Origin of the sequence: Pseudoalteromonas luteoviolacea DSM 6061 (assembly GCF_001625655.1) — a bacterium.
Lineage (GTDB): Bacteria > Pseudomonadota > Gammaproteobacteria > Enterobacterales > Alteromonadaceae > Pseudoalteromonas > Pseudoalteromonas luteoviolacea.
Genome location: NZ_AUYB01000126.1, coordinates 92,163 through 109,956 on the forward strand (window position 1 = coordinate 92,163; position 17,794 = coordinate 109,956).

The following is a 17,794-nucleotide window of genomic DNA, read 5'->3' on the forward strand; positions in this document are numbered from 1 at the left end:
CATGAATCTTCCTAACAGGATAAAAGCAAACCTTGTGCCAACATTAATTATCTATAAAATTCATAAAGTTAAAATCAATTTACCTCCTAACAAAACTTTGACACTGTATTTTTATACAGATATAAAATATAGTTATCGAAACAATGAAATATGCTGACCATCAGCTTTTCACTTGCTTAGGTCGAATATTTGACACATGCATAGAGGATTTTAAGGAAGCAATATGTGCACTAGATGCTTATGGCTCGATGAGAGTAAACCAGACTACGTTGCTTATCACGATGAAGAGTGGGGAGTACCAATTTGGGATGACAATAAGCTTTTTGAGTTTATTACACTTGAGTCGGCACAAGCTGGCCTGAGTTGGTACACAATTTTGAAAAAAAGAGCGCATTATCGAAGCGCATTTAAATGCTTTAACGTTGAACAAGTCGCGACAATGACCGATGAAGATGTCACTCAGCTTATGGACAATAAAGGGATTGTGCGTAACAAAGCTAAAATACTGGCCACTATCAATAATGCTCAGCGCTTTATTGAAGTGCAAAAAGAGTTTGGTAGTTTTGCTAGGTATCAATGGGAATATGTTAATTTTAAGCCCATTGTTAACGATATCCGCAGTAAAGAGGACTACCCTGCCACCAGCGAAATTAGTGAAAGATTTGCCAAGGATTTGAAAAAGAGAGGGTTTAAATTTCTAGGCCCAACAACTGTGTATGCACATATGCAAGCTTGCGGCATGGTTAATGACCACGATAATGCCTGCTTTAGAAAGCAGCCATTAATAGAAAGCACCAAAGATTTAGATTTAAGATCCCTACTGTGCTAATCATTCTGAACCAAGGTGATTAATCTCGGTTCAGATTGTACTTTTTCATTTTTTCTACAAGTGTTGTTCGTCTGACACCTAAGATCTCAGCGGCACGTGCAACAACGTAATCATAACGCTCCAATGCTTGTGTAATTAGGCTGATCTCTAGTTCAGCCAAATAATCTTTTAATTCAATCCCTTCATCAGGTAACAAACCAAGCAGCGGCTGTTCAGTAACACTATCTAGCTCATCTTCCTCTTCAAAATCACTAAAGCCTTCACTAAACAATTCGTTAAACGCGTCCTTTTCTCTCAATTCTTCGGGATACTCAGGCTCAAAAGCTTCCACTTCGATATATCGATATTTATTTGGTAGATCAGTGACATCGACCAGTTTGTCAGGGAACATAATCGCCATACGCTCAACTAAATTAGCCAGCTCTCGGATATTACCCGGCCAAGCATGTGATTTGAGGCTTTCGATTGCTCTGTCAGTGAACTTTACGCCTTTGTTACCTTGCTCCGTGACTCTTCGCAACAGCTCTTTAAGTAATAAAGGTATATCGTCCACACGTTGACTAAGCGAAGGATTTTCGATCGGGAATACATTAAGTCGGTAGAATAAGTCTTCACGGAACTTGCCTGTCTCAATCATATCCTCAAGATTGCGGTGTGTTGCAGCTATAACTCGCACATTAGCCTGAATCGCCTTGGTACCACCAACTCGCTCATAGCTACGCTCTTGCAATACTCGGAGCAATTTCACTTGCATTTGCAATGGCATATCACCTATTTCATCTAAAAACAGTGTGCCATTTTGAGCAAGCTCAAATCGCCCTTTTCGTGCTGAAATAGCACCGGTAAATGCGCCTTTCTCATGACCAAATAGTTCACTTTCAAGTAGTTCACCAGGAATAGCGCCGCAGTTTACAGGCACAAATGGCCCTGTAGAGCGATTTGATAAAAGGTGTACATTTCGTGCTACCACTTCTTTACCCGTTCCTGATTCACCTAGAATCAGAACGTTGGCATCAGTTTTAGCAACCTGTGAAATTAAAAACCTGACTTCTTTCACAGCCTCAGTATCACCGACAAGACCATCAAATGATTTTGCATCTCTATTTTGACTACTTTGTCCTGGCAATAAACTTAAGTACTGTTGACAGTCATGTAGCAGTTGCATCGTGACATCGTGACTGAAAGGTTCACTGATCAAGCCGATAACATTCGCCAGAGACATTAAAGGTCTCAGTGTCTCTCCAACCAAAATAAATGGCTGTGCAGGTAACTTCTTAATGTGCTGCTCGTGATCCAATCCATTTAAAGCACCAAGTACAATTGTACATTCCTGATATTTTTTGACCGACTCGGGTGTAAACTCTGACTCAGCTAATACTTTTGCAGCTTGGCCGCAAAATGTCAGTGCAGCAGCTAAACCAGAAGCACGATTATTGTTGTTATCGATGATCAGTATCATTTGGATTGGATCCAAGTGTTTTTATAAGTCTATACAGGAGATTGTAAGGGAGTGTGGAAGGGATGCAATACCTAAGTGGCAATTTATTGACATAAACGCCAAATAAATGCCACTGAGTATGTTCTATATCAATACAAAAGTATTGATTTTTACTGTAGAAGGCTCAAAACAGAAGATGCAGACTGGTTTGCTTGGCCTCTTAATGCGATAGAAGTTTGAGACAAAATATCGTTCGCAGTGCGCTCAGCAGCTGCTTGCGCAAAGTCAGTGTCAGCAATTCTACTCTGGCTTTCTGCAATTCTGTCACTTTGATTACCAAGGCCTCTAATAGTGCTGTCTAATGTGTTTTCAAACGCACCAAGCTCAGCACGTTGCGAATTTACATCTTTGGCAACTTGGTCGGCTGCGGTGATAGCGGCTTGAGCTCCCGCTTGAGTGGAAATATCAACGCTTAAAATACCAGCAGCTACCGAACCATCAGTCGGTGTAAAGCTCTGCGTCGTGTTGGCATCTGGTCCAACTTGAAAGCTTGATTGCTGGCCATCAAATAAAGGGTCGCCACCAAACGTCGTATTTTCAAAAGTTTCAGTTATCTGAGTCTGAAGTTGAGACACTTCATCTTGCAGAGCTTGCCTATCACTGTCTGACAAAGCGCCGTTGCCAGCCTGAATTGATAATTCTCTAATACGCCCAACCGCGTCATTAACACCAGACAACGCTGAATCGGCAGTTTGAGAATAAGAAATTCCATCATAAGCGTTTCTTATTGACTGCTCAAACCCGCTTTGTTGAGAATTCAATCGATTGATTATCTGCAACGCAGCAGCATCGTCGGCAGCAGAATTTACTCTTTTGCCAGTTGCCAATTGTTGGTTCAACTTGTTGTTTGTTTGCTCTGTTCTATTAAAGAAAGAGTTACTTGGCGAATTGATTTGCATCACACTCTCCAGTCTAGTGCTCGTACTCTTAGTCTACGCCCACTCGCTCAAAAAGTCATCTATAGAGATAAATTAACTCATGAGTCTTGTTTAAATACTGCAAAATTTGAAAAAGTGATATAAAGTATTGAGTAATCACTTTTTTTTAGGGTGCGGAAGCAAAGTCTTTACCTAATACTTTTTTCTACAGTGTAAAGAAATGATTGCACCTTTAGATGGGTAAAATATGTTTGATAATAAAACAATCCTAATCACTGGCGGCACAGGCTCCTTTGGTAAAAAATACGTCAAAACGCTACTAGAGAGATATAGCCCTAAAAAGATTATTGTTTTTTCTCGTGATGAGCTAAAACAATTCGAAATGCAGCAAGTATTTAACCAACCTTGTATGCGTTACTTTATTGGTGACGTAAGAGACAGAGAAAGGTTAAGACGTGCTATGCAAGGGGTGGATTACGTCATTCATGCTGCTGCATTAAAGCAAGTACCTGCCGCTGAATACAATCCAATGGAATGTATCAAAACTAACATCAATGGTGCTGAAAATGTGATAGAGGCAGCCCTTGATTGTAATGTGGACAAAGTGATTGCATTGTCTACCGACAAAGCAGCTAACCCAATTAACCTGTATGGCGCAACCAAGCTCGCCTCAGATAAATTATTCGTAGCAGCAAACAACATTGCAGGTGGACACAAAACGCTCTTTTCCGTTGTCAGATACGGAAATGTGGTATGCTCAAGAGGCTCTGTAGTCCCTGTTTTTCAGAAATTTATAGACGAAAAAGCTGACCATATACCAATTACTCACCCTGACATGACAAGGTTTTGGATTAGTTTGCAACAGGGTGTCGACTTCGTCCTCAAAAATTTCGAACGTATGTTAGGTGGAGAGATTTTTGTACCTAAGATTCCGTCCATTAAAATAACAGATTTAGCCACAGCAATGGCGCCGGGACTTAAACAAAAAGTTATTGGCATTAGACCAGGTGAAAAGCTCCATGAAGTGATGTGCCCTGAAGATCTATCTTTTAATACCTTTGAGTTTACAGATCACTTTATTATTGCTCCAGGAATTAAGTTCAGCAGCCGTAGTAATAATTTCGATACCAATGCGCTGAATGAAAAAGGTCATGCGGTAGCACCTGGTTTTGAATATAACTCATTGTCTAACAATGAGTATTTATCCGTAGAGGAGATCGTAGAGTTTAATAAAAAGGCGCTACTATGATCCCGTACGGCAAGCAGGCAATTTCTGAACAAGATATTGATGCGGTTGTAGAAGTGCTCAAGTCACCTTGGCTTACTCAAGGGCCCAAAGTGCCTGAATTTGAGACTGTGATTTCCCAATACTGCCAAGTGCAGTACGCCACCGCAACTAATAGCGCAACCTCAGCGTTGCATATTGCTTGCTTAGCATTGAATGTAGGTCATAACGATATTGTTTGGACATCACCAAATTCATTTGTTGCCTCTTCTAATTGTGCGCTGTATTGCGGCGCAAAAGTCGACTTTATCGATATTGATCCAGCAACGGGGAATTTATCAATAACAGAGTTGAAACTTAGGCTTAAACAAGCGCAACAAACAAATACGCTGCCAAAAGTACTTATACCTGTGCACTTTGCAGGTCAATGTTGCGACATGAAAGCGATAAGTGAATTGTCTCAAATTTATGGTTTTAAGATCATCGAGGATGCCTCGCACGCTGTTGGTGGAAAATACCTCAACTCGCCAGTTGGCCATTGCCAATACTCAGACATCTGCGTTTTTAGCTTTCACCCAGTTAAAATCATTACCTCTGCTGAAGGAGGTATGGTGCTTACAAATGACCCAACCATAAACGCTAAATTAAAAATGTTCAGAAGTCATGGTGTAACTGCTCAGCAAGATTTATTACACAATGAAGCTGACGGTCCTTGGTACTATGAGCAGCAAGAGCTTGGTTTTAACTACCGAATGACTGATTTACACGCAGCACTCGGTATACAGCAAGTAAAAAGGTTAGATGAGTTTGTTGAGAAACGAAATCAACTTGCACAAACTTACACAAAACTGTTTGCACAAAGTGAGGAGATAACACCTTTATCTCAACAAGCCGGTGTGTACAACGCTTATCATTTATATGTTGTTAGGATCAATGATACTAGTCCAGACCTACACAGGCGACTTGTCGAAGAGTTACGTGCTCAAGGGATTTTCTGCCATGTGCATTATATTCCAATTTACTTACAGCCTTATTATCAGTCACTTGGCTTCAAACCAGGTCATTGTCCTAATGCTGAGGAGTATTATCATAGCGCAATCACCCTGCCTTTATTTCCAGAACTCTCAGCAAGTGACCAAGAGTACATAGCAACCACACTGGTCGATACCCTCATTACATTGAAACAGCAACCTCAATAGGAATACATGCATGTCAGTACAGAACTTAAAAATCGCTTTTATTGGTGGAGGCGCCAATTCCGCTGTAGGGTATGTGCACTTTTCAGCCGCTCAGCTTGATAACAAATTCCAAGTCGTTGCTGGCGCTTTTAGTAGAGATCCAGAAGTCAACGCAGAGACAGCAAAACATTGGGCTATTGACGAGAGCCGAGTTTACAATGATTGGCAACAGCTTATAGACAAAGAAAAGCACGCAATCGACGCTGTTGTCGTTCTAACGCCTACTCCCCACCACGTTGAGGTCATTACTAAATTACTCGAAGCAGACTTGCCAATCATTTGCGAAAAGGCGCTCGCCTGTGGTTTAAATGATATTGAAGAAATTGCTAAGGTTTATAACCCTAAAAAGCATTTTTTAGCTGTTACCTACAATTATAGTGGCTACGCCATGGTGCGAGAATTAAAGCACTTAATTGGACAGCAAAAACTGGGACAAATCCAAAAAATACACCTTGAGATGCCACAAGAAGGTTTCAAGCGTCCACCTGATATCGCTGGTCAGCCAAGTAAACCTCAGCCTTGGCGTTTACAAGACTATAGTGTCCCCACAATTTGCCTTGATTTAGGCGTTCACCTACACCATTTGTCTAGTTACTTACTAGAGTGTGAGCCTATAGAAACTTGTGCACATTTCTCTAATCACTCTGACTTTGAGTCACTGGTCGATGACGTAACCATGTTACTTAAATATCCAAATGATATTTCTGGTACTATGTGGATGTCAAAAACAGCCATTGGGCATCGAAATGGCCTAGAAATCCGCATCTATGGCACGCAAGGTAGTGCAAGATGGTACCAACTTAATCCTGATGAGCTTGAAATTAGCTACAGTGATGGCAGAAGAGAAATTCTAGACCGTGCAGGTGATTGCACGTATGCCAATCAATTCAGGTACAATCGAATGAAGCCAGGGCACCCAACTGGATTTGTTGAGGCATTTGCGAACCTTTACACCGATATTTATGAAGCTCTCAGCGAATATAAAAATGGTGATCCGGTGACAAATAAATATGTCTTTGGCTTAGAGCAGTCGAAATGTGGATTACAACTTTTTGAGACTGCCGTTACCTCCAGCAAATCAAACAAGTGGGAAATTATTGACGCCTAGCGCAGTGTAATTTTAGAAATGACATATCGGCCTCTATTTATTATGGAGGCCGCTTTTCTTTTACCTGAACATATCACACAGCAAACAATACTGTTTCACTGTATCCTTGAGTATAATGGCGCAGATAAAACTTGTACTCTGGATTTGCACGTTTAATCATCAGAGGAATATCAATAATATCCTCAACTCTGTGATACACGCTTACCGCCAGTTTGGGTTTATGCTGAGTGAGTAAAGTTTCCATCCCCAAAATGACGTCTTGCTCTGCTCCCTCTACATCCATTTTCACGTACTCTGGTACAACATGGTGTTGTTCACAAAATTCATCTAAGCTCAGCTGCTGTACTTTTATGCTATTTTCAAGCGGCTCTCCATCGGTTGACACTTTTGATGACGTGCCACCGAGGCAGAACTGTACTTGTTTTGATTCATTACCAACAGCTACCGGTACGACAGAGATTTTGTCGGTGTTATTGGCAATATTATTAAGCTTGTCAACTTGCTCTGGAATGGGTTCAAACATATAGCTTTTACCAGAGTCACACAGACTCAAAAACCGCAATGTGTCGCTACCATCGAACGCGCCAAGATCGAAAAAGACGCCCTCATCTTTAAATGGCAATACAAACGGCTCTATATACATATTACTGATATCAAAGGCAAAGCCCTTCATATGCTCGAGGTCGTATGAGGTTCTGAAAGACACCACCGCATCAAATATTTCTTTTGATTTAGTTTCCTCAAATAACTCACGAACTTCACGGTATTTATGCCCATTATTGTGCCAATGCTGCTCTGCACCTGCCCAAAAATCAATCGTAGGGCATGGAAGTCCTGATAGTCTGAAAAAGCTATAGTAATCAATATGAGTAAAGCCCGATTTAGTAAGCAACTCAGCCACCTCTAGCGGCCTACTATTGGTCACAGCTGACAAGACCAGCGACTGCGGTATGGCATCCACCAATTTACAGCAGGGAGCCCCCTCAAACTGCTCGCCCTGATAAAAATTATCGATCACGCCAGCAATTTCAATACCCTGCTGTTGGCAAAGTGCAATAAGTGCCTTTGCCTCGGATGTCGTGCCAAAAATATACTTCCTTTCGTCACTTTTTAAAAATCGCTCGATAAGTGTTTTAGCCATGTGCTGCTCACCCATATTAATGCTTGTACTTAAGTTTGACTTCATTACGTAGGATTTTTCCAAGACCGCTTCTTTCCAAGCAAGGAACTTGGAGTAACTCCCTAGGCTGCTGATAATCAGTTAACTGCTCAAAACACAGTTTGCGAATTTCCATTTCATCAATCACGCTATCTGCTTCATTTGAAACATAGACCACCTTGACCACCTCTCCAAATTTTTGGTCTGGGATCCCAAAGGCCACACAATCAGCAATGTGCGGGTGGGTTTTAATCACTGATTCGATGTCCTGAGGGTAAACATTGATCCCCCCAGTGGAGATCACTTCTTTGTTTCTACCCACGTAGTACAAGTAACCATCGTCATCTAGGTAGCCAAGATCTCCTGTCGAAAAATAGCCATCTTTGTCGTAGGCTTTTTTAGTCTGCTCGGGAAGCTTGTGGTAACCATTAAAAGCAGTACTTGTAGTACAGACAATCTCTCCAACTTCTGATGGAGCAACTTGTAAGCCATCTTTATCTACAATTTTCAATGACACAAATGGCAAAGGTTTCCCTACACTACCACGTTTATGACGGTCTTCACTGACACAAAAATCTGTGACTACCCCAACCTCAGAGGCACCATAGCATTCGTGTAGCCTACAATCTAAATGCTGGAGTAGTCTGTCCTTTGTTTCACTTGGCAATACCGCTGAAGAGCTAACAATACATTTTAAAGATGATAGATCATGCCCCTTTTGCAACTCGGGGATAAGCGATTCGAGCTGACTCGAAACCGAAAACATAAATGTCACACCATAATTTGTAATTAAATCAAACCATTTATTAATGTTAAACTTAGGCATGATAACAGTGGTTGCCCCAAGCATTAGGGGCATTAGCAAACCACGCTCAGCTAAAGAGTGGTATAGGGGTGTTGACACCAGCACAACGTCGGTTTTTGATAAAGAGTAATAATTAACTGTAGCTTCAAATGCTCGCGCTATTTTACATTGTTGGCTCAATACAATCGGCTTTGGCTCACCAGTTGAACCCGATGTCATAGTCAAGATATAGGGGTCGCTGCCGCCCCCTTCAAAAGACTCATCATCATTTTGTTGTGCATCCAAAAAAGCGCGCCACTCTAATTCATCACCGACTTTTTTATTTAGCGTGATGAGACGTCCCGGCTCAATGACATTGCTTTCTAATAATGCTGACGACACGCTAGACCAAGCAATTGTGCAAGCTACTGGGACTTTTTTTAATGCATTAATTAGCGCCATGCCTTTCAATGTTATTGGCAATGGCACCACAGCGACACCAAGCTTTGCCGCCGCTAATAAAACTATCGCGTACTCGATACCATTCGGTGCAAAAAGTGCAATTCGTTGACCTTTACCAAGGCCCAAAGACTTCAAGCCTTGGCTTAACTTCAATGTCTCCTGAATGAGCTTTGCATAGCTTACTTCTTGCCCCTCATAAACGATTGCAACCTTGTGGGGATCTGCGACTCGCTGCTTATTTACAAGTTCAAATATATTCTGCATTAGCGCTCCATTTTGGTATTTTCTAAATGGACAAAGTTAAAGTCATTGTCAGTCGCTTTTGGAAAAGCTCGTTGAGTTGCAAGATAGTAGTGAGTGTGCTCTCTACTGCGCTGAAAACCCAAATACTGGTTTAGCAAATTAACAAATTTATTCTCTTTATTAATAACGGCAATCCAAGCCGCATTTGGATGTGATTTGAAAGTTTGCTGTAGCTGCCATTCAAGCGCTGCTGTGACCACATCAAAACTTGGGGTTACATCTGTGGTAAACCATCCACCTATCAGGTATTCCTGTTCATCAAATCTTACCAGTTGATGCCACATCACAATTGTTGGTGCACCTTGGTAATACAAAATCTGTGAGTGACGCTGGTTGTTAAACCACCATTTGATGTGCTCTCCAAGTTTCACATCCTGTGTCACAGTCATTTTTTCGCTATTGTTGGGTCTGTTTCTGGCATTGCGATACAAATTGATATCTTGGTCAATGACATCTCTGTAGCTCAGGTGGTCATTAATCCTCAAACACTCATCACTTTGACTACGCTCTGTTTTTAGGGTTATATCCTCGCCATTTAAAAAGCGAGCGATTCGCTTAGCGCCCTGACCATCAATACGAACAGGTGCAGCCTCTCTCATCGCCTTAACTGCCACTAAATTGTCTAGCAAAGCATAGATGGCCTGCATTACATCATCGAAGTCAATATGTTTAAGATTGCCTAAATGGAAAAAGTGCCCAAGTGCATCAAGGGACCGCCAGTCATTTTCTTGATTTGGCGCCAGTGCAAATGTTAATGCAGGAGTGAGGGTCGCGGCCAACTCATATAACGAAGTGCCCAAAGCTCCAAAGAACAGATCACAACGTTGGTAATATTCGATTAAACTTTCAGGTGATTCAACTAACTCTATCAGGCCACTCGATTGTAACTGATGTAAATAATGTATATTTTTTGCTTGGGGTCCCACGATTACTGTCAGGCTAACTTTGCGCTGCTCAGCCAGTTTTTGGACTAAACCCTCAATCTGAGACCAGTCTCCTCCCCCGCCGAGGCTTATCAATACATTATTCCCTGCGAGCGACCCCTTATTGACAGCCCTTTCGTATACTGGATTTAAAAGCGTGTAGTCAGGACCAAGTAGCAAAGAGGTTTCTTGAGTTACTAGAGCGCTGTAATTGCGCTCACCACTCAAGTCTAAGCGCTGATCAATCACCACATCCGCACTATGAGTACGATGTATATCATCCAGCGCGATCACGCGAGCACCACTCTTTTTAATGTCAGCTTCCCATTGCGCCCCCAGTTGGTAGTTATCTACAACAACGGATACACTGCTGAGATCACCAATTTTCGATTGTGCACTCGAAATAAACTGCTGAGCATCCTGTTTTTCAGCTAGGTCAGCTTCTAATTGAACTATATCGAAAGGGAATGAATCGAACAACGCGTCTAAATCGGTGTTCTTATCAACAAAAAAACAGCAGCTTTGCCCCTGACTTTGCAACGCTGTTGCAAGCCAACGACAGCGCATTAGATGACCAATTCCCTGGTAAGTATTAACTCGAAATAGATAACGCATTACTTCGCCAATATTGTATTTATCAATGCGCCCAATTGAGCATTTGACTCATCCATTAGCTCTGAAGGAGTAACCTTGACGCCAAATTGAGACTCAATTTGTAAAATCATAGAGAGCAGTTCGAATGAGTCTAATGCTCCTTCTTCAACAAAGTTATATTGTTCAATGTCACCCTCTGCAACCTCAACGCCTCTTTGCTCAAGGAAGTCACTAAAAAAGCTTTTTAATTCTGCACTATTCATTAACTCAAATCTTCCCATTTTAATTGCGCACCACGCGGCATATCTTTAACCACTTTTCGCCCTACAACATACTTAATTTCTTTGGGCTGTATTTCTCCACCACCAGGGCGCATTTGCGCTAAATGCATATCAGTGAGTATCTCACCTTGGGCAACATCTTTAACCAGATACACGCATCGTCTCGCTTTTGAGCCTTCATCAGGGTATGAGACTGTACCCAAGGCACTCTCTACCTGTCTCACCCCATCAACGAGTTGTTTTAGCTCTTCTGGATTCATCGAGAAAAAACTGTCTGCCGTTTTTTCCGTTTTGTCCATGACAAAATGCTTTTCGATAATACAACCGCCCACTGCAACTGAGGCAATTGGGATATTATTACCAAGCGTGTGATCTGATAAACCAACGGGTACACCAAATGCGTCTTTCAAATGTGCAATTGTATTCAGGTTAATTGATTCAGGAGGAGCAGGATAAGTACTCGTGCACTTTAAAACGGCAATTTCTGTAGCCCCAGCATCTTTTGCAACTTTTACAGCTTCTGCAATTTCAGGCAATGTTGCACCGCCGGTGGATAAGATCAGTGGTTTACCCGTCTGAGCAGATTTTCTAATTAAGTCGTGATCGATCAACTCTGGAGAAGCGATTTTATAGGCTGGTGCATTGAGCTCTGCAAGCAGATCAACAGCCGTGCTATCAAATGGAGACGAAAAACAAGTAATGCCTATTTTGTTCGCAAGTTCAAACAGCTGCGCATGAAAATCCCAAGGCATATATGCCCCCTCATACAAGTCGTAGAGGTATTGACCTTTCCAAGGACCTTCATTGATATAAAAATGCGGTAAGTCACACTTCATAGTGAGCGTATCTGCTCGATAGGTTTGTAGCTTTATTGCGTCAGCACCAGCTTCTTTAGCAGCGTAAACAAGCTCTTTTGCTTTAGAAAGGCTTTGCCCATGGTTGGCCGACATTTCGGCGATAATATAGCATGGGTGATTATGCCCTATTATCCTGTCATTAATGACAATTTCTGGTTTTAACAAATTTTACACTCCGGCAAATATGCTTGTTTCTTTTAATCGAAGCAAAATATATTCCAAATATATACGACTAAGATATCGGTTCTACGGCTCAAAGCTTTACAGCTAATTTTAATATGCTATCGTTTAAATGGATTAATTCCAATTAAATTAAAGACTAATGAGTAAAGTATTCATTATAATCCAAGCTAGAATGACGTCTACACGCCTGCCTGGAAAAGTATTGCTGCCTTTTGGTAATCAATCTGTATTAGAAACTATGTTTCTGCGCTTAAAAGACTTTCAAAAGAACATCATCGTCGCCACGACAAACGACAACACAGAAGCCCCCATCGTGGATGTATGTCAAAAAAATGGCATTCAATTTTATCGCGGCGATACAGAAAACGTATTAGGTAGATATTACGAAGCCGCCACGCATTTTGGCGCGGCCAAAAATGATATTGTTGTTCGATTAACCAGCGACTGTCCATTCATTGACCCAACGCTCTTAGATAAAGCCTTAAGCCTTTTCGAGAACAATCAATATGATATGGTTTCTCTTGGCCCCCACTCTGGCTTTCCTCGCGGGCTAGATACTTGTGTTTTCAACTACGAACTGCTCGAACAAACGCATCTCAAGGCAACGCATAAAGCAGATAGAGAACACGTTACACTGGGGATGACTAAATTTCAGGACCTAAATGTCATGAATATCAGCGCAGGTGAGGATCATAGCCATTACAGAATTACGCTAGATGAGCCCGACGATTATAAAATGCTTCAGTCTTTGTTTGATTATTTTAATTTTAATACACAGTTTAGTTATGAAGATTTAATTCAAGCCCTAACAACACAGCCTGAAATCTCATCAATTAACCAACATGTTGAGCAAAAAACTGCATAGCGGTATAAATTTTGCTTTTGTCTCTCTAAATTTATCTAGGGCAATGGTATGAAAAAAATATTAGTCACGGGCGCTTCAGGGTATGTTGGTAGCGTACTGGTAAGACTCCTATTAGAAAGAGGTCACCATGTAATTGCAATAGACCGCTTTTACTTTGGGGATAGACTACCGACACATAACAATTTAAGTAAGCACAAGCTTGATTGCCGCGCGCTTGATGCTTCCCTATTTAAAGGCGTGGACGCAGTAATAGATTTGGTCGCACTTTCGAACGATCCGAGCGGTGAACTTTTTCAGGATATCACTTACGACATCAACCACAAATCCCGTGCCAGAACAGCAAAAATTGCAAAAGAACAAGGTGTAAAACAATACATTCTGCCTTCCAGTTGTAGCATTTACGGCTTTCAAAAAGACAAGGTGTCCGAGCTGTCGACAACAAACGCGCTAACGACATACGCCATTGCCAACGAAAGAGCTGAAACCGATGTGTTAGCGCTTGCTGATGACTCGTATTGCGTAACAGTCATTCGACAAGCAACGCTGTTTGGATACAGCCCAAGAATGCGCTTTGATTTGGCCATCAACGGTATGGCATTGGGGGCATATGAAAATGGCCGCTTGCCGTTAATGCGGGATGGCACACAAAAACGACCTATGCTGCATGTAAAGGACACGTCTGAGCTAATGTGTTTACTGCTTGATACGCCAGCAGAAAAAATAAATGGCGAAATATTCAATGCGGGATCGAACCCGCAAAACTATCAGCTAAGTGAACTGGCCAATAGTGTTTGTGAAGTTGCTAAAAAGATTTTAGGCAAAGATATTCCGATTGATTGGTACGGTGACCCTGATGTGCGCAGTTATGAAGTAAACTTTGACAAAGTGCACTCAGTTTTGGGTTGGCAGCCACAATATGATGTGTACTATGGCGTCAATGAAATTATAGCCAAATTACAATCAGGGGATCTCAAGAATACCCCTGACACTATTACCTTAAACTGGTACCAGCAGCTCATTCATTGGCATAAAATTGTAAAGGATACAGAGCTGTCTGGCGAGATCCTTCACTTAGATGAGCATGAGCTATGAAAGGTGTCATTTTAGCTGGTGGGACTGGTTCACGCATGTTCCCAGTAACAAAGGGGGTTAACAAGCACTTACTACCTGTGTTTGACAAACCCATGATTTATTACCCTTTATCTGTTCTTATGCTGGCTGATATTCAAGAAGTCGCTATTGTTTGCCGGGATTGTGATAGAGCGTCATTTGAGTCACTTCTTGGCTCAGGAGAACGATTTGGCATAAGTATTGAGTACGTTACTCAAAATTCTGCAAAAGGCATATCTGACGGCATCAAGCAAGCTGGCAGTTTTATTGGGGAGTCGTCTTTTTGCCTTATCCTTGGAGATAACTTCTTTTTTGGACCAGGTCTGACGCCTGTTTTAACAAACGCAAAAAAACAACTCAAGCATGCAACCGCGTTTGCCTATGAAGTTAAAAACCCACGCAGTTTTGGTGTCATTTCATACAACAAAGACAACCAAGTAGACTCAATTGAAGAAAAGCCAGAAGTACCCAAGTCTAATAAGGTTGCCACTGGTCTCTATATGTTTAATAACTGTGCTTTAGATTATGTAGAACAACTCAGCGCTTCAAGTCGTGGTGAGCTCGAGGTCACAGATCTATTGAATACCTATATCAATCAGTCTGAACTTGGTGTTGAGGTGCTTGGTCGCGGCTACGCTTGGTTAGACATGGGCACAAGTGAAAGCCTAATGGAAGCCTCAATTTACATTCAGTCGATTGAAAAAAGGCAAGGATTTAAAATTGCTTGCTTAGAAGAGATAGCATACAGAAAGGGCTGGCTAACAAAAGCGGCTGTAGAACAAGCCTGTCAACACCATGAGAATACAACGTATGGAGAATATCTGTACAAAGTACTGACGGAGTTAAAATGATTTTTGTTACCTCTCCCTACTTGCCTCCTATCGAAAAATACATGAAGTATGTAGAGGGCATCTATGACAGAAATTGGCTCACCAATAATGGCCCTTTGGTCAAAGAGTTGACTGTTCGGCTTGAAGAAAAATTAGGTGTACAAAACCTTCTACTTACTTCTAGCGGCACAATGGCATTACAAATTGCTTTTAAAATTAAAAATCTCGCCAATAAAAAGGTAACAACAACCCCTTTCACATTCCAAGCAACTTATTCGGCTTTGGAGTGGCAAGGTGCAAATGTCGATTTCTGCGACGTAAACAAAAGCACATGGAATTTAGACTCGGACTTGCTAGAAAAACAGCTTGCTTCTGGCCATCGACCTAACTGCATTGTGCCTGTACACACATTCGGTAACCCGTGTAATGTTGAACATTTAGCAAAACTGCAATCTCAGTATGGTTTTGATGTCATTTATGACTCTGCACACGCCGTGACGACAAAAACCGATGATGGAAAAAGCATACTAGAACATGGGGATATTAACTGCTTCAGCTTGCATGCAACTAAACTCTTCCACACCGTAGAGGGAGGTGGAATTACATTCAAAGAAGCAGATGAGCTTGCTCTGGCCCAAAAAATGATTAATTTTGGCTTAGATGGTGAAGATGCTGCAAGTCCCGGCATAAACGGTAAATTAAGCGAATTTCACGCCGCGATGGGCCTTGCCATATTAGACGATTTAAGCAAAATTGAAGAAGATAGACAGCAGCAAAAAGACCTTTACCTTAAACTGCTTGAATCTAAAGTCGAATTTCAGCAGCTTCCACTCGACGGCAAGATATCCCCGTCATACATGCCCGTGCTATTCAACTCGGAAACTGAGCTGTTAAATACCTTGTCACAATTTAATGATAAGGGGATATACCCTCGAAGGTACTTCCACCCGGCCATTCACCAAATGCAATGTGTAAAAAGTCAGGGAAAAACATGGCAGCTACCGATTGCGGAGCATATTTCGCAACGAGTCTTATGCCTTCCTCTGTTTTTTGGGCAACCTAAATCTCAAATAGAAGAAATATGTAGTTTCGTTAAATAAGTGAGTAGAATGATAGATCCTCAAAGCTTTCTTAAAAATCGCGTCGTCAATAAAAATAAACTAACGATTATTTTCATCACTTATAATCATGAAGAGTTTGTGGCGCAGGCATTAGACAGTATATTGCTGCAAGAAACAGATTACTCTTTTCAAGTACTCGCATATGACGATGCTTCAACCGATGGCACCAGGCAGATAGTCCAAAGCTATTGTGACAAGTATCCCGATATTTTTATTCCGGTACTGCCTGATGAGAATCTTTACTCTCAAGGTGTTCGACCAGTAGCGGATATTTTACTCCCATTATGTAACTCTGAATATGTTGCAACACTCGAGGGAGATGACGCATGGACTGACCCTGATAAGCTGCAAAAACAAATTACTTTCCTAGATGCTAATCCAGACTACGTACTTGCAGTACATGATGTGACCTCTATTTGTGAGAAGAATGAAGTCATCGAGCCGGTCTTTTTACCAGACTTTTATAGAAAAGACTTTACGGGCGTAGAATTACAGAAATGCTGGGGTGGAATAATGACCCAGACTGCTATGTATAGAAATGTGCTAGGAGTTATACCTAGTGAATTCCATAAAGCTTTTTCTGGTGATTTATTTCTCGCATCTCTATTAGGTGCGCATGGGAAGTCTAAGTTCATGTTTGATATCTCCCCTTCTCTGTATCGCAGGCATGTCGGTGGGGTGTTTACATCATTGGACTCATCGTTAGCACAAGACATGCAAGCGCTCAATTTTTTCTGGCTATATAGATATTATCGCCGCACAGAGAATTCTGAACTGGCGGAGTTTTACAAACAACGTATTGGGCAAAAATTAGGCCTCGTATCACAGCCATCAGGCACATTTTAATGGAGTGAATATATGAAACCTCTCGTGATTGTTGGATGTGGAAATATGGCCAAAACACTAGCTCCATACTTAAAAGAAAAATACCAGCTAGTGGGGTACGCTCTGGACAAAAAGTACATTAGTTCAGAGACCTACGAAGGGCTTCCTGTTTACCCTTTTGAGTCTATTGAAGCGTACCTTGATCCAGAAGATGTCTGTTTTGCGGTGGCAATTGGCTTTCAAGATATGAACTTAATTAGAGAGTCAAAGTTTAACGAAATGAAAGCAAAAGGCTTTCAACCAGCTCAATTGGTTTTAAATCCGCGTATCGAAGGGCATGGCGTTGAAGTCGCTAAAGGTAGCATCATTCTTGAACATACATCCATTCATGCCGGATCAGTTATTGGTGAAAACACCTTTATTTCTACCGGTGTTGACATAGGGCATAATTGTAAAATAGGGAAAAATGTTTGGATAAACTCTGGCGTTACCATAGCTGGTGATGTTGAAATTGGTGACAACAGTGTATTGGGCGTTGGAGCAACTATAGGAAACAACATTGCAATTGCACAATGTAATTTTATTGGTGCTGGGGCTCTTGTCGTTAAGAACACAAAGAAAAATGAGACCTATGCTGTAAAGCAAAGTGAAAGCTTACCGATAAATAGTAGAGACTTTTTAAAGTTGTCCAGTATTCATCGAAGTAACCATTAGGAGTTCA

17 protein-coding genes are annotated in these 17,794 nt (G+C 41.4%); 10 read left to right on the forward strand and 7 right to left on the reverse strand.

Going from position 1 to position 17,794, the window contains the following annotated elements:
• The first annotated feature begins 223 nt into the window (after positions 1 to 223).
• Complete coding sequence (locus N475_RS18975; protein ID WP_063356973.1) at positions 224 to 829, forward strand: DNA-3-methyladenine glycosylase I; 606 nt, start codon at positions 224 to 226, stop codon at positions 827 to 829.
• Positions 830 to 848: 19 nt separating this feature from the next.
• Here the strand turns inward: N475_RS18975 and N475_RS18980 are convergent, their stop codons facing one another.
• Both N475_RS18980 and N475_RS18985 read right to left on the reverse strand, forming a co-directional pair.
• Positions 849 to 2,288, reverse strand: a complete 1,440-nt coding sequence (locus tag N475_RS18980; RefSeq protein WP_063356972.1) for a sigma-54 dependent transcriptional regulator — start codon at positions 2,286 to 2,288, stop codon at positions 849 to 851.
• Positions 2,289 to 2,437: 149 nt separating this feature from the next.
• Complete coding sequence (locus N475_RS18985; protein ID WP_063356971.1) at positions 2,438 to 3,226, reverse strand: flagellin N-terminal helical domain-containing protein; 789 nt, start codon at positions 3,224 to 3,226, stop codon at positions 2,438 to 2,440.
• Positions 3,227 to 3,452: 226 nt separating this feature from the next.
• Here N475_RS18985 and pseB point away from each other — a divergent pair, with 226 nt between their 5' ends.
• The 3 genes from pseB to N475_RS19000 are packed head-to-tail and all read left to right on the forward strand — an operon-like array spanning position 3,453 to position 6,776.
• On the forward strand, positions 3,453 to 4,454 hold the full coding sequence (gene pseB / locus N475_RS18990; protein WP_063356970.1) for a UDP-N-acetylglucosamine 4,6-dehydratase (inverting): 1,002 nt from the start codon (positions 3,453 to 3,455) through the stop codon (positions 4,452 to 4,454).
• The gene (gene pseC / locus N475_RS18995) at positions 4,451 to 5,629 is read left to right on the forward strand and encodes a UDP-4-amino-4,6-dideoxy-N-acetyl-beta-L-altrosamine transaminase (protein ID WP_063356969.1); all 1,179 of its coding nucleotides are present in this window, start codon (positions 4,451 to 4,453) and stop codon (positions 5,627 to 5,629) included. The genes pseB and pseC overlap by 4 nt, the downstream gene beginning before the upstream one ends.
• A 10-nt stretch (positions 5,630 to 5,639) precedes the next feature.
• On the forward strand, positions 5,640 to 6,776 hold the full coding sequence (locus N475_RS19000) for a Gfo/Idh/MocA family protein (protein WP_063356968.1): 1,137 nt from the start codon (positions 5,640 to 5,642) through the stop codon (positions 6,774 to 6,776).
• Between the two features lie 73 nt (positions 6,777 to 6,849).
• Here N475_RS19000 and N475_RS19005 read toward each other — a convergent pair whose 3' ends face one another.
• From N475_RS19005 to pseI, 5 genes are read right to left on the reverse strand one after another with little or no spacing between them, the layout of a single operon-like run.
• Complete coding sequence (locus N475_RS19005; protein WP_063356967.1) at positions 6,850 to 7,962, reverse strand: FkbM family methyltransferase; 1,113 nt, start codon at positions 7,960 to 7,962, stop codon at positions 6,850 to 6,852.
• On the reverse strand, positions 7,934 to 9,445 hold the full coding sequence (locus N475_RS19010; protein ID WP_063365800.1) for a class I adenylate-forming enzyme family protein: 1,512 nt from the start codon (positions 9,443 to 9,445) through the stop codon (positions 7,934 to 7,936). The genes N475_RS19005 and N475_RS19010 overlap by 29 nt, the downstream gene beginning before the upstream one ends.
• On the reverse strand, positions 9,445 to 11,022 hold the full coding sequence (gene pseG / locus N475_RS19015) for a UDP-2,4-diacetamido-2,4,6-trideoxy-beta-L-altropyranose hydrolase (RefSeq protein WP_063365801.1): 1,578 nt from the start codon (positions 11,020 to 11,022) through the stop codon (positions 9,445 to 9,447). Before pseG ends, N475_RS19010 begins: the two co-directional genes overlap by 1 nt.
• Complete coding sequence (locus N475_RS19020) at positions 11,022 to 11,264, reverse strand: acyl carrier protein (protein ID WP_063356964.1); 243 nt, start codon at positions 11,262 to 11,264, stop codon at positions 11,022 to 11,024. The genes pseG and N475_RS19020 overlap by 1 nt, the downstream gene beginning before the upstream one ends.
• The gene (pseI, locus tag N475_RS19025; protein ID WP_063356963.1) at positions 11,264 to 12,304 is read right to left on the reverse strand and encodes a pseudaminic acid synthase; all 1,041 of its coding nucleotides are present in this window, start codon (positions 12,302 to 12,304) and stop codon (positions 11,264 to 11,266) included. The genes N475_RS19020 and pseI overlap by 1 nt, the downstream gene beginning before the upstream one ends.
• Positions 12,305 to 12,461: 157 nt before the next feature.
• Here pseI and N475_RS19030 point away from each other — a divergent pair, with 157 nt between their 5' ends.
• Genes N475_RS19030 through N475_RS19055 form a run of 6 tightly spaced genes read left to right on the forward strand, consistent with a single transcriptional unit; the run spans position 12,462 to position 17,787 of the window.
• A complete protein-coding gene (locus N475_RS19030; RefSeq protein WP_081215912.1) occupies positions 12,462 to 13,187 on the forward strand; it encodes a cytidylyltransferase domain-containing protein in 726 nt (241 codons plus the stop codon).
• A 48-nt stretch (positions 13,188 to 13,235) separates the two neighbouring features.
• Positions 13,236 to 14,279: an NAD-dependent epimerase/dehydratase family protein gene (locus N475_RS19035; protein WP_063356962.1), complete on the forward strand. Its 1,044-nt coding sequence runs from the start codon at positions 13,236 to 13,238 to the stop codon at positions 14,277 to 14,279.
• Complete coding sequence (locus N475_RS19040; protein WP_063356961.1) at positions 14,276 to 15,148, forward strand: sugar nucleotidyltransferase; 873 nt, start codon at positions 14,276 to 14,278, stop codon at positions 15,146 to 15,148. Before N475_RS19035 ends, N475_RS19040 begins: the two co-directional genes overlap by 4 nt.
• The gene (locus N475_RS19045; protein WP_063365802.1) at positions 15,145 to 16,227 is read left to right on the forward strand and encodes a DegT/DnrJ/EryC1/StrS family aminotransferase; all 1,083 of its coding nucleotides are present in this window, start codon (positions 15,145 to 15,147) and stop codon (positions 16,225 to 16,227) included. The genes N475_RS19040 and N475_RS19045 overlap by 4 nt, the downstream gene beginning before the upstream one ends.
• 9 nt (positions 16,228 to 16,236) lie before the next feature.
• Positions 16,237 to 17,094 carry a glycosyltransferase family 2 protein gene (locus tag N475_RS19050; RefSeq protein ID WP_063356959.1) on the forward strand — a complete coding sequence of 286 codons (858 nt, stop codon included), beginning with the start codon at positions 16,237 to 16,239 and terminating at the stop codon, positions 17,092 to 17,094.
• Positions 17,095 to 17,106: 12 nt separating this feature from the next.
• A complete protein-coding gene (locus tag N475_RS19055) occupies positions 17,107 to 17,787 on the forward strand; it encodes an acetyltransferase (protein WP_063356958.1) in 681 nt (226 codons plus the stop codon).
• Positions 17,788 to 17,794 lie beyond the last annotated feature (7 nt).